The 13,477-nt window shown below is 44.2% G+C and carries 8 protein-coding genes; 7 read left to right on the forward strand and 1 reads right to left on the reverse strand.

Annotated features, from left to right (window positions below; translation table 11 throughout):
• The first annotated feature begins 32 nt into the window (after window positions 1-32).
• On the forward strand, window positions 33-359 hold the full coding sequence (locus ACYVLS_RS02395; RefSeq protein WP_460320792.1) for a hypothetical protein: 327 nt from the start codon (window positions 33-35) through the stop codon (window positions 357-359).
• A gap of 446 nt (window positions 360-805) precedes the next feature.
• Here ACYVLS_RS02395 and ACYVLS_RS02400 read toward each other — a convergent pair whose 3' ends face one another.
• On the reverse strand, window positions 806-3,088 hold the full coding sequence (locus tag ACYVLS_RS02400) for a S8 family peptidase (protein WP_460320794.1): 2,283 nt from the start codon (window positions 3,086-3,088) through the stop codon (window positions 806-808).
• A 257-nt stretch (window positions 3,089-3,345) separates the two neighbouring features.
• Here ACYVLS_RS02400 and ACYVLS_RS02405 point away from each other — a divergent pair, with 257 nt between their 5' ends.
• The 6 genes from ACYVLS_RS02405 (at window position 3,346) to ACYVLS_RS02430 (ending at window position 13,172) form a co-directional block, all read left to right on the forward strand.
• The gene (locus ACYVLS_RS02405) at window positions 3,346-4,632 is read left to right on the forward strand and encodes a TIGR02679 domain-containing protein (RefSeq protein ID WP_460320796.1); all 1,287 of its coding nucleotides are present in this window, start codon (window positions 3,346-3,348) and stop codon (window positions 4,630-4,632) included.
• A 47-nt stretch (window positions 4,633-4,679) separates the two neighbouring features.
• On the forward strand, window positions 4,680-6,734 hold the full coding sequence (locus tag ACYVLS_RS02410; RefSeq protein WP_460320799.1) for a beta-galactosidase: 2,055 nt from the start codon (window positions 4,680-4,682) through the stop codon (window positions 6,732-6,734).
• A 116-nt stretch (window positions 6,735-6,850) separates the two neighbouring features.
• Window positions 6,851-7,810, forward strand: a complete 960-nt coding sequence (locus ACYVLS_RS02415) for a LacI family DNA-binding transcriptional regulator (protein WP_460320801.1) — start codon at window positions 6,851-6,853, stop codon at window positions 7,808-7,810.
• Window positions 7,811-7,957: 147 nt separating this feature from the next.
• Complete coding sequence (locus ACYVLS_RS02420; protein ID WP_460320803.1) at window positions 7,958-8,617, forward strand: hypothetical protein; 660 nt, start codon at window positions 7,958-7,960, stop codon at window positions 8,615-8,617.
• A 346-nt stretch (window positions 8,618-8,963) separates the two neighbouring features.
• A complete protein-coding gene (locus ACYVLS_RS02425) occupies window positions 8,964-10,838 on the forward strand; it encodes a glycoside hydrolase family 13 protein (protein ID WP_460320805.1) in 1,875 nt (624 codons plus the stop codon).
• Between the two features lie 36 nt (window positions 10,839-10,874).
• Window positions 10,875-13,172, forward strand: coding sequence for a glycoside hydrolase family 65 protein (locus ACYVLS_RS02430; protein WP_460320808.1), 2,298 nt, complete (start codon window positions 10,875-10,877; stop codon window positions 13,170-13,172).
• The last annotated feature ends 305 nt before the right edge of the window (window positions 13,173-13,477 follow it).

Below are 13,477 nucleotides of genomic sequence, written 5' to 3' on the forward strand. Positions count from 1 at the left end.
AAAGTACTTATGATAAAGGAGACTCCACTATTATGGATATGGAAATTTTTACACAATTTAGACTTGTTTTTGGATTGATTCTTGCTGTTTTACTTGTATTTACGGTGCTATCACTTTTGCCAAAAAGTCAGAATACAGGGGTGACTTTTTTCTCTGTATTATCTATCTCGCTGTCGCATCTGATTATTGGAACGGCACTTATCATTGTTGAAAACACCTTCCTGGATGACTTTACGCTGGACGGCGATCCGCTGACTTTTTTTATGTATCTAGGCATTGTCGGCTTGGCCATCTTGAATCCAATCATTTATAAACTGCGAAATAAACGACGCAGACGTTCAACCTATTCATTTAAGTAAGTATGAACAGTTAAACTCTTTCAAGCGAATTAGCATGCGATGATGTGGATATAGTCCCGTCATCGCATGCTTTTGCTTTTTTTATGATTGTTAAAGGAAAAAGCAGCCTGGCTGCTTTTATCATAATAAAGGCTGTGTAGTAAAAATAGACTGAATGCGGGTGAACTCAACTGAATAGGCGATATCGTGTAGTTCAGAAAACCGAACTACACTTTAAGCGTGATTTTTCCGGGTAGAGTAGAGTTTGACTAATTATTTTAGCATCAAACTTCACACTAAGTGCAGTTCGGCGTCCGTCCCAGTTTTAAACTCATAACTGACACCCAATTTGTTGAGTTCATAACAGAGGGTGCTGTCAGCGCATCTTTATAATAGAAAAAAGGTGCGACTTACCCCAAAAAGGAGACAAGCCGCACACTTTAATTGCTTTTCATTTTATTAACTCATTATGGTTTGGATTTACCGCCGAAGAAGTAAAAGCCGCCTGCGACTGAACTTATAATGACGACTGCCCCTGCAAATGCGAAAGGCAGGTCGCCATCTGTTGATCCGAAAGCTGATCGGCTTGCTTCGGTATCATCAGAGTCTTCAGTGGACTGGTCATTACTTTCTTCTTCAGAAGAGTCGTCCTCTTCACTTTCTTCAGAACCGCTGGTCATGGCTGTTTTCAGTTCGCTAGGGTTAAAGACAGCAAAGGTTCCAGTCGAAGTACTGTTTGCGACTACACCACCATTGGTATAGCGTTCACCGGCTAGTGTCCAGCCTGATTGAGCTTCGATCCACTGATACAAGGCGTCCTGGTTCACTTCTGCGTTATCTGTAAAGAAGCGGTACTCCATATTTTGAGCGAAAGTTGTATAAACTTGTTCATTCTGCTCGACTGAGAACTGTATGACTCGGCTTAGTGCCTGATCAGCGTAATCCATTTCGACTTCAACGGTTTCAAAGGACAGCAGGGCATTGCCTTCCTGGAGGTTTTCTGCCGGGATGACCCATTCCATATCGATACGGGCAATCAGTAGTGTGATGTTACGCTCGCGGATGGAATACACCTGGTCGGCTGTCAGACTGACCCGTTCAAGATGACTCAGTGAAGAGTCAAAAGATACAGCCAGTACACCATTATCAGCTACAGCAGAAATATCCTGCTCGTCGATTGTCGCTGTACCGTTCGTGTCGGAGGGACGAATCCATACCGTACTCTGCTGGTTATTATGGTCCTCTTCATCCTCATCGGTGTCTTCAAGGGTATCATCTTCAGATTCAACGTCATCTGATTCCGTGTCGTCTTCCATGTCACTGTCTTCAGTCTCTGATTCGTCATCATCATCTGAAGGGGTTTCGCTGGCGTTGTCTTCGTCAGTTTCTGAAGCATTCTCTGTATCCGTATCTTCCGTGTCGGCTTCGCTTTCCTCATCATCAGCTTCTGATTCTTCTTGAGGATTTACTTCGTCCTCTTCAGTATCCTCTTCTGTGTCTGAATCCGCCTCTTCTAAATCAGTCTCTTCATCGTCGCCAGTTTCTTCTTGAGTATCATCTTCTTCAGGTTCTTCTTCAATTACCTGTTCAAGGAAATGAACAAGACCGTAGCCGTAGACATCATCACGGCCTTCTTCACCCATATCTCGGGCTTTAGCCTGCATGCGAGCCCGTATTTGAGCAGCTGATTCATTGGGATACTTTTGCATCAAGAGAGCAGCGATACCTGCAACGTGAGGTGTTGCCTGTGACGTACCGGACATGGTTGAAAAACTGTCCGGAGAGCTGATTCCCAGACCAAGTATATTTGTGCCGGGAGCAGCAAATTCATTTTCGTCGGCAATTTTTGAATCATCGGCACGGTAACCGTCTCTTGTAATATTTGATACGGCGATAACTTCAGGATAGGCTGCCGGATATTCAATAGAATAACTTGAATTTCGTATATTACCACTGGCTGCAACAATCAGTATGCCTTGATTATGAGCTTCCTTAATTTTCTGATGAATATCGTCGCTTGGATATTTAAAACCTGAACTGATAGTGATGACATCCATATTATTGTCCATCGCCCACTGAATACCGGCTATCAGACTGCCGGCGTTGGTCCGGTTACCGCCTTCTGAATGGTAGATTTTCACTCCAAATAAGTCGACGTTTGGCGCAATCCCTTGAGCGGGTGTGTGCTGGTCGGCTCCAATGATACTGGCGACGTGTGTGCCATGTCCATCGTGATCGTTCGTCCAGTGGTCTGCTCCTTTAGAGTGGTTTTCTCCAAAAATGCTATAACCCCCGGCAAAACTAATATCGTTATGACCATCGTAAAAGCCTGTGTCCAGTACCGCTACGCGAACATTTTGTCCGGTGACGTCTTGATCCCAGGCATCAAAGGTCCCAACCATATCCTGATTCCAGTCATCTGATGTCAGGGCGGGACTGCTGGCTGTCTGAGTGGTCTGCATTTCCTGGTCATAGGTGATTCGGTCAACATTATCCTGCTGGCTGATTTCCTTAATGGAAGAAGCCGGAACAGACATGGTCTGGAGATTCTGTATAGTGGTCACGTTTTTAAAAGCAGGATCGAGCTCATCTTCTGAAGGAGCGTCACCTTCGTAGCGAACGATAATATCAATGTAGTCATCTGAATGATGCAGGTCGTGTGCCAATGCAGCTGTGGAAGGAAGCAGTGTCCCTATAAGCAGTATTGCGATGGCAGTATACTTAATTAATCGTGTTTGATTCTTAGTCACCGATAAATGTCTCCTTTGTGGTTTTTACATAGTCGGACGTTCTATTCATAATAAATTGATATATTCTCGTAAAATCTTAAGGTTTTTGGCCTCATTAAAGGTATCTTATCACAAGAAGCTTTCGACCCCGTGGTTAAAAGTCTTATAAAATTAATTTATATTAGAGTCTTGTCACATTTCGTTAAAATATTATAGAATTAACAGAATAAGTGATAGAATGTAAGGGATATCAGTAGTGTGAAGGGGTGTGTTAAACAATGACTACTATTGAAAAAGCTGTCGAGTTTTTCAGAACGCAGCCAGGAATGGATAGATTATTTAAACTATTTAGAACAGAATTACTCAAACATCGCAAAGTAAAAGGGACAGCCAAGCTTGATTTGTTCAAACCTGAGGAAATGGAGGCCATTGCGCATTTTTTCCAGGTGACCCCAGACTCTCTTGCTTCCAAAGGTCGTGTGGATTTAGAAGCCTTTAACCGCAAACTGGATACACCACCTTTCAACGGGCTGGACTTAACACAGCTTCTGGAAGCTTATTTTGATGAAAAACTCCTTTCCTTATCCACAAAGGAGGAACGCAAATTTTATCTGAACCAGCTAGAGGACAATTATTCGCTCTTAAAAGACTGGCTTGCGTATATTAAACGAAACACATCAGACACTGACTGGATTCAACAGTTGATCGAAGAATCTACCAACCAGTTTGAGCAGTATGTTCTGTATTTGTCGGAAGGCATTCGTCTCTTGCCGGCACGGCCTATCCGTTTATCTGTCTTTAGTCAGATTATTACGCTTGATGCGGACGCTTTCCATCCATCGAGTGATTTAGGTAAATTGTGGCTGCATGTTCTGGGCGAAACCAAACGTCTGCATGCCATAGAGCCTATAACCTTGCCCGAAACTAAAAAAGCGACAGATGAATTGCTTGAATCCTTTAACCTGTTTCGTGAAGACATATCAGATAGCGTGACCGTCGCTAACTTGTTTGCAGAAACGCAGTCTGGTTATCATCCAATGTGGGAAGCAGCAGTTCATACCCATAGTGTTCTAACTGTTCCATTAAGAGAAGTGATTAAACTGCAGGCGGTCTATCCAGCTCATGCAAAAAATATCGTCTGGGTTGTAGATAATCCTGAAGTTTTTACCCGACTCATGGATGAAGTACCGAACATGCCAATGATATGTCCGAAAGAAAAATGGTCTTGTGCAACCTGGGAGGTCTTTGACCGACTAGAAGAAGAAGGAGTCGAGCTGCGCTTTATCGGGGACTTTACACCGGAAAGTATTGTTCGTGCCGAAGAGCTGCTTCTGCAGTTTCCGTCGAATTCGAAAACCTGGCGAATGGAGATTCCGCTCTATTTGCAGTCTCTTGAAAAAGGTGAGCACTTAACTGAAGACAGACTGGCACTTCTGAATAAGCACCACCTTGATTTTCTTGCCTGCCTGAAAGACGAGATGCGTGAAAATAGACGCCCGGCTTACTTGATGACCCGTATTGAGGAGCTGACAGCTGAATTGAAGAAGTTTTATTCCGATTACTAAGCCTATGTGAGTGAACGTATCGATTTTTAGATGAAAGGAAGATACTTATGAAAAAAATAAAAGTGACAGACGAAAGCCGACTGCTTCATGGCGGTGATTATAATCCGGATCAGTGGCTGGATTACCCGGAGATTCTAAAAGAAGACGTGGAACTGATGAAAGCAGCTCATACGAACACCTTCTCGATTGGTATTTTCGCCTGGGCGGCTTTGGAGCCGGAAGAAGGGAAATATGACTTTGACTGGCTAGATCGTGTTGTCGAGCGGATTCATTCCATCGGCGGGCGTTTTATTCTGGCAACCCCAAGTGGTGCCCGTCCGGCCTGGATGTCCAAGCATCACCCGGAAGTATTGAGAGTGGATGCCTATAGACGCAAGCAACTGCACGGTGCACGCCATAATCACTGCTTTTCCTCTGAGTACTACCGTCAGAAAACGCAGGAGATGAATACGAAGCTGGCCGAGCGGTATGGACACCATCCGGCTCTTTTGATGTGGCACATTTCAAATGAGTTTGGCGGAGAATGCCACTGTGACAGCTGTCAGAAGCATTTCCGCGACTGGCTGAAAGAAAAATACAATCATGACTTAAAAGAACTGAACCATTCCTGGTGGGGAGCATTCTGGAGCCATACCATCACAGATTGGGAGCAGATTGAATCGCCGTCACCTATTGGGGAAAATGCTGTTCACGGGATGAACCTCGACTGGCGACGATTTGTTACGCATCAGACCATCGATTTTTATAAAAATGAAATCAAGCCTCTGAGAGAGCAGACACCGGATGTGCCGATTACGACAAACTTCATGTCCGACAATCCTGAATTTGTGCCGTTTACAGCACTTGATTACAGTGAATTTGCCAAAGAAGTCGATGTCATCAGCTGGGATGCTTATGCGCCTTGGCACAATGACCAGGAAGATACCGCAACCCTGGCTTCGCGAGTCGCCTTTTTAAATGACCATTTTTACTCTATGAAAAATCAGCCGTTTTTATTAATGGAATCCACGCCGAGTCTGGTGAACTGGCATGACGTCAATAAAGCCAAGCGTCCAGGCATGCATCTCTTGTCATCCATGCAGATGCTGGCACACGGTTCTGATAGTGTCCTGTACTTCCAGTGGCGTAAATCCCGCGGCTCATCTGAAAAATTCCACGGGGCTGTTGTCGATCATGACCAGTCTAAAGAAAACCGCGTCTTTAAGGAAGTGGCTCAGCTAGGACGGGCAATGGAAGAGTTATCTGACCGCGTTGTCGGCTATCAGCGCAAGGCTGAGGTCGGACTCTTATACGATGTGGAAAGCGACTGGGCGCTGAATGATGCGCAGGGCTTTGGCTTGAAGACAAAGCAGTACGGCGAAACCCTCCAGAAACACTATCAGATGTTCTGGGAAAATAATATACCCGTAGATGTGATTGCAAAAGACGCTGACATTGACCAGTACACAATACTTCTCATACCGATGCTCTACATGCTGACTGAAGAAACGGCAGAAAAAATCAGAGATTTTGTTAAAAAGGGCGGAACAGTGGTCACAACCTATATCACCGGACTGGTGGATGACTCTGACTTGACTCATATGGGTGGCTGGCTGAAACAGTTGAGAGAGGTCTTCGGGGTTGAACCGATGGAAACGGACACCTTTTATCCAAGTGACAGAAACAAGGTGACGTATCAAGGGAAATCCTATGAAGTCAGAGATTACGCAACGGTACTTAACGCTCTAAAAGCGGACTCGCTGGGCAGCTACGAAAGTGATTTCTATAAAGGTACGCCTGCCGTAACGAAAAACACGTACGAAAATGGCCAGGCTTACTACATCGGGGCGCGTCTGGAAGATGACTTCCATCGTGCATTTTATAGTAAACTGATTGAACAGCACGACTTGAAACCGGCACTGGAAGCTAAGCACGAACGCGGAGTCTCCATTCAGGCAAGGGAAGCTGAAGGGAAACAGACTATTTTCATTATGAACTTTACCGAAGAACACCAGCCGGTTCTCCTGCTGGAAGAAGTAACCGACTGTCTCACAGATGAGCAACTTGGTGGTGCCCTGGAACTGGCTCCTTATGAAACACGAATCGTGGAAAAGACAGTCTGACGTGCACTGTCAGATTGAATTGTTCACAATTTATGTCTAAAATTGTGTGCTGATTATTGGTATAATGACATAAGGTAATACAGCAATAATTTTGGGAGGTAGAAAGGGGAAATCATTTGGTTACATTAAGTGACGTTGCGAAAAGAGCAAATGTCTCAAAAATGACTGTCTCTCGCGTGATCAATCACCCAGAACAAGTGACAGACGAGTTGAAGCAACTGGTCTATGAAGCCATGCAGGATTTGAACTATCGGCCAAATGCCGCTGCAAAGGCATTAGCCAATAATCGGACGCAAATAATCAAACTCTTGATACTGGAAGAAATGGATACAACAGAACCTTACTATATGTTTCTGCTGACGGGGATTGCCAATGAACTGGATAAATACGCCTACAGCCTGCAACTGCTGACGCACAGAAATATTCAGATAGGGGAATCCGACGGCTATATTGTCTGCGGTATGCGCAGCAAAGATGCCCCATTGATTGAAGAGTTGAATAAACCGACTGTTCTGTTTGGTCAAAATGACTTTGGCTTTGATTACGTTGACAGCAATAATGAGAGCAGCATGGAACGGGCAACAACCTATGCTATTGAAAAAGGTTACGAAAAAATTGTGTATATCGGCATTGATGTGGATGAACCGTTTGCTCACTCAAGAGAAAAAGGCTACGCCGCTGTGATGGATAAGCACGGAATGGAAAAATGCGTGTATCGTTTAGAAAACCGCTCGCGTTATTCTGCCGCTTTTGTAAAAGAAAATTTTGCGGAGTTTCCAAAAAACACATTGTTTCTCTGTGCCTCGGACCGTTTAGGCCTGGGCGTTATCCGTGAAATTAAAGAGCAGGGCTATTCCATTCCAGAAGACTATGGTGTCATCGGACATGACGGGGTATTTCTGGATCAGATTGCTTATCCGCATCTGACGACATTAAAGCAGTCGATTGCGGAAATGGGTGCCGCCTGTGCACGCATGGTTCTGAAAAAGGTTAACGAGAATGGCAAGTCTCAAGGAAACGAACTGTTCGAGACCGAGCTCAAAATCGGTGGAACCACACGAGAGGGCAATGACTAATTGAACCGTCATTAAAAAGAAAACTAAATAGATTAGTGACGACTGGGACAGGCTGTTTTCTGTTCCAGTTTTTTATACATAAAAACGTGTTTAGGTCAGATTAATAAGGTATAATAAATTATCTAAAAACAGAGAAGAGTGAACTAGATGAAAAAATTAGTGTCGATTATAGCAACTCTGCTGGGCCTTTTTATTTTATTAGTGCTGTTTAGTGCCTGCTCGGATGAAGCCGTTTCGTCGCCAGACAGCAGCATAACCATCAGTGAGGGGGAATTAACTGAAAGAGAGGATTTTCTCTTATCCAGTTTAACTGAACACATTTTTATATTTGACTTTGTCATCGAAGACGGACCAGAAGACTTAGTTCTTTACGTTGAGGAGTTCGTTTACGGAGAACGGCAAGAGTATCCGGTCAGTTCAATAAGTTTGGAAGAAATCGACGCGAACGGTTCGCTCTTTTTTGCAATTAATCGACCGGACATAGAATCAGATGAACGGTCATTTATTCTCGGTGTAGAAAGTGACGGCAACTGGTCTACCGTAACGTCTTTGGTGAGCATGACTACGGAAGAAGATGAATTAGCTGCAACACTGTGGCAAAACACCGCGGCTGACGGCAATGACTTGACGGTATCGGAAGGCGGCACGGTTCTAGCGAGCATTATTCATGCAGATGGAGAAAAAGGCATGAGTACACTGTCAGATGATTTTTATCAGGATATAGACGGCAATCTTGAACAAATTGAAGCTTACCCTAGCGTTTACCTATTTAAAGTGGACTTATATGATAGTGAGAACATGGAATAGCGTGAATCCGTGGGAATAATTAGTAAACGTCATTAATAATACTGACTTGCTTTGAAGATTGATTTTCATTAAAATTTAAGATAACAATCGATATTTAATAGAATAGTTTCAACCTGAGGAAGAGGTCTATCAAACATGAGTTGAGAGACACCCTTCTTCAGGTTTTTGTTTTTCATGGAAAGGGACAGTTTGAGTATATGCGCTGACATTTTTTCTGTTACCGATAACACTTTAAAATTTCTTGTATAATTTCAGGTGCGTGCTAGAATCAAATTGGAACCGCTTCATGAAAAGCGCTGTTTTTTTAAATGAACTGAGTAATTTTAAAACCAGAAGGAGTTTTATTATGGACACAGCTGCAATTTATCACCGAGCCGAAAGTGAATATGCTTATTTATATGAACGCGGGCACTATCACATTCGTATTCGAACAAAAACAAAAGATGTACAAAGCGTTGAACTGCTGAGTGGAGATCCGTATTCACTTGATAATGAAAAATGGTATATGAAAGGCAAAGAAATGAAAAAAGTCGCATCCACTAACATGCACGACTACTGGATGATTGACACGCATGAGCCGACTAAACGTATGGCCTACGGCTTCCGAGTCATCGGAAAAGACGGAATTGAAATCTTTTATTCAGACCAGGGCGTATTCCCCTTTGAAGATGCGTTCTTGAGTCAGATGAACTTTTATTTCCGTGTCCCTTATATCCATGAAATCGATGCGTTCCGTGCACCCAAGTGGGCAAGCGAAACAGTCTGGTATCAGATTTTCCCTGAACGCTTTGCCAATGGCGACCCGTCAAATGATCCCAAAGGAACTCTGCCATGGGGTAGCAAGGAAAACCCATCGCGTGATGACTTTTACGGGGGAGACCTTCAAGGTGTCCTAGACAATATGGATTATCTAGAAGATTTGGGAATCAACGGCATTTACTTTACACCTATTTTTAAAGCAAGCTCCAATCATAAATACGACACAATAGACTACAAGGAAATTGATCCGGACTTCGGAGACAAGGCTTTGTTTAAAGAAGTCGTAGAAGAAGCACACCGAAGAGGCATCCGCGTCATGATAGATGCTGTATTCAACCACGTGGGAATTCACGCTCCTGAATGGCAGGATGTTTTGAAGAACCAGGAAAATTCCAAATACAGAGACTGGTTCTACATTCATTCTTTCCCTGTTGAAGATGTCGGTCAATTGAGCACGGAAGAGCTGGAGAACGTTGGACGCGTTAATTATGATACATTCGCCTTTACGGGTCATATGCCGAAACTAAATACAGCAAATCCTGAAGTCCAGGAGTACCTGCTCGATATTGCGACTTACTGGGTAAAGGAATTCGATATTGATGCCTGGCGTCTGGATGTGGCCAACGAAGTGGATCACTTCTTCTGGAAACGATTCTTCAAGGAAACCACAGCTGTTAAGGAAGATTTATATATACTCGGAGAAATCTGGCATTCTTCTCAGAACTGGCTGAATGGCGACGAATTTCATGCAGTCATGAACTATGCCTTTACCGATACAATTGAAAACTACTTCTTCAAAAAATTCCTGTCACCTTCACGATTGGTGTCAGGCTTAAACAGCCAGCTGATGCTTTACCGTCAGCAGACAACCGAAGTGATGTTCAACCTGCTGGATTCACACGATACGCCACGGGTCCTGACAAAAGCCGGACACGACAAGAACCTGGTTAAATCGGCTATGGCCTTCTTGTATGCTCAGCCAGGTGCCCCATGTATGTACTACGGTACTGAACTGGGCATGGACGGCGGCATGGATCCGGATTGCCGAAAATGCATGATTTGGGATGAAGACAAGCAGGATAAGGACATGCTGGAGTTTTCTAAACAGCTCATCAGTTTCCGTAAAACCTATTCAGACATCCTGGTTTCCGGTGAAACGGAATGGCATGATGTACGAGACGATGAACAGTTCCTTGGCTTCAAGCGAAAGTTAGGCAACAAAGAGCTGCTGTTCTTCTTTAATCAGGATGAGGAAGAAGCCTTCCTGCCGATGATTCCAAATGGAGCAGAGAAAGTCTTCCACTTGAACGATATTGGCGGTAACGGAGAAACAATGCTGACGCAGAATGGATTCTCAATTTACTATCATGAAGACAATGAAGAAGAGAGAAAACAACGCCTGCTGAACAAGCGAAACCGTGCAAAAAAACGCAAGGTACTGCTGGAAGCTATAAAAAAGTAAGATATAACGGATAAAATTGAGATAGGACGTGTAAGCATGGAAAGAATTGCAAAAGTTGACCCGTGGAAAGTCATTTCCACAGATGTAAAAGATAAAAAACGCGTGCAGGAAAGTCTGACATCACTTGGAAACGGCTATATGGGATTACGCGGGAACTTCGAAGAAGGGTTTTCCGGTGATACTCATATCGGAACGTACCTGGCTGGAGTCTGGTATCCAGATAAAACGCGAGTAGGCTGGTGGAAAAACGGCTACCCGGATTATTTTGGTAAAGTTATTAATGCGACCAACTTTATCCCCGTCACAATTTTAGTCGATGGGCATCAAGTTGACTTGAACACCGACGAGGTCAGAGATTATCACTTGGAACTGGATATGAAAGAAGGGCTGTTGAACCGTTCATTTATCTGGATGAAAGACGGCATTGAAATTCGCTTCGCCTTCTCACGCTTCGTCAGTGTCGCGACAAAAGAACTGGCAGTCGTCAATGTTTCTGCTGAACTGCTTAGCGGAGAAGCTAGAATTGAAATGGTTCCTCATTTAGATGGGGATGTTGAAAATGAAGACAGCAACTACGATGAAATGTTCTGGATTGAACGAAACCGCGGACTTTCACCGTATCCATTTTTAACAACGAAGACCATTGAAAATAATTTCGGCACAGACCGATTCACTGTTACAACCATGATGGTGAATCAGACCGACTCTCTGGACAAAGGGACATCAGAAGAGGCGGATATGAAAGTAGCTGAAACCTTCAGTAAAAACCTGTCTGAAGGGGAGTCTGTTTCACTGACTAAGCTGATTGCAGTTGTAACCAGCCGTGACATTTCAGAAGACAAGCAAGTTGCAGCTGCGCAGGCTATCTTAGATACTGCTGCTGAGAGAGGCTTTGCAAGCTTGAAAGACGCGCATGTCAACGAGTGGGCTACACGCTGGAACAATGCCGATGTGATTATCGAAGGCGATGAAGCCAGCCAGCAAGGCGTCCGTTTCAATATTTTCCATCTTTTCGCAACCTATTATGGAGAAGATCCGCGTCTGAACGTCGGTCCAAAAGGCTTTACCGGTGAGAAATACGGGGGCGCAACTTACTGGGATACTGAATCATGCATCCTGCCGATGTACTTGTCTATTACGGAAGAAGATGTGTCCAAGCAGCTTCTAGTCTACCGTCACAACCAGTTGGAACAGGCCTATACAAATGCACAGAAACAGGGACTTGAGGGCGCACTGTATCCAATGGTTACCTTCACGGGTATCGAATGCCATAACGAATGGGAAATTACTTTTGAAGAAATTCACCGTAACGGTGCCATTGCGCATGCTATTTATAATTACGAAACTTATTTTGGAGACGACTCTTATGCAGTCGAACAAGGGCTGGATGTTCTAGTCGGTATTTCCCGTTTCTGGGCAGACCGCGTGCATTATTCTAAACGCAATGAGAAATACATGATTCATGGCGTGACCGGTCCAAACGAATATGAAAACAACGTCAATAACAACTGGTACACGAACACGATGGCTGCCTGGACATTGCGCTATACGCTGGAGACACTTGAAAAAGCAACAGAGGATAAGAAGCATAATCTGAATATCAGCGCGGAAGAAAGCAGCAAGTGGGCCGATATTGTGGAGAACATGTATTACCCTGAAGATGAAGAGTTAGGCGTGTTCGTTCAGCACGATACTTTCCTGGACAAGGATCTGCGTCCGGTTGATTCACTGAAACCGGAAGAACGCCCAATCAACCAGAACTGGTCATGGGACAAAATATTGCGTTCACCGTTTATCAAGCAAGCAGATGTTCTGCAGGGACTTTATTTCCTGGGTCATGAGTATTCAATGGAAGAAAAAGAGAAGAATTTTGATTTCTATGAGCCAATGACTGTACACGAATCCTCATTGTCACCATTGGTTCACTCTATTCTTGCTTCTGAACTGGGCAAGAAAGACAAGGCCTTTGAGATGTATGAGCGTACGGCTCGACTAGATCTGGACAACTACAATAACGATACAGAAGACGGCCTGCACATTACGTCAATGAGCGGAGGCTGGCTGTCAATCGTTCACGGCTTTGCCGGTATGCGTACCTTGACCGGTGGCTTGTCATTTGATCCATACTGTCCGACTCAATGGACCGGGTATCAGTTCAAGCTGAAATACCGCGGCCGTCTGATTGCTGTTCATGTAACTGCAAATGAAGTGGAATTCTCTCTTCAGGAAGGCGAAGCACTGACCTTTACCCTTTACGGAGAAGAAGTAACTCTTGAAGATTCACTGACCACTTCTTTATCCGAAAAAGAAACGACAACAGTAAAAAATAACTAAACATTATAAAAGGAAAGGAGGGGACACGCTCCCCTCCTTTTTTACCGCTTTTAGATCTGGGATGAAGCGATAATGTAGCGTTGCCTCGTGACTCAAAGGAGATTTCCAAGTGGGTCACAGGGCAAGCAAAGGTTCGCCTGTAACTGAACGTGTATAGGCTACCGAGTTACCGGGCAAAAGCGTTTAGCCAGTGACTGGAGAGCTAGTTTGAACTGAGTTCCTGGGCAAAGACCTTTACACCAGTATCTGGCCAAATTTTAGCGAATGAGTTGCCGGGCAAATCAGTTTTCACCAGTGACTGAGAT

It is taken from the genome of Alkalibacterium psychrotolerans (genome assembly GCF_054784355.1).

Bases quoted from the DNA above. Each gene is read 5' to 3' on its own strand.
- ACYVLS_RS02395 (WP_460320792.1), top strand. From the start codon at position 33: ATGGATATGGAAATTTTTACACAATTTAGACTTGTTTTTGGATTGATT.
- ACYVLS_RS02405 (WP_460320796.1), top strand. From the start codon at position 3,346: ATGACTACTATTGAAAAAGCTGTCGAGTTTTTCAGAACGCAGCCAGGA.
- ACYVLS_RS02410 (WP_460320799.1), top strand. From the start codon at position 4,680: ATGAAAAAAATAAAAGTGACAGACGAAAGCCGACTGCTTCATGGCGGT.
- ACYVLS_RS02420 (WP_460320803.1), top strand. From the start codon at position 7,958: ATGAAAAAATTAGTGTCGATTATAGCAACTCTGCTGGGCCTTTTTATT.
- ACYVLS_RS02425 (WP_460320805.1), top strand. From the start codon at position 8,964: ATGGACACAGCTGCAATTTATCACCGAGCCGAAAGTGAATATGCTTAT.
- ACYVLS_RS02430 (WP_460320808.1), top strand. From the start codon at position 10,875: ATGGAAAGAATTGCAAAAGTTGACCCGTGGAAAGTCATTTCCACAGAT.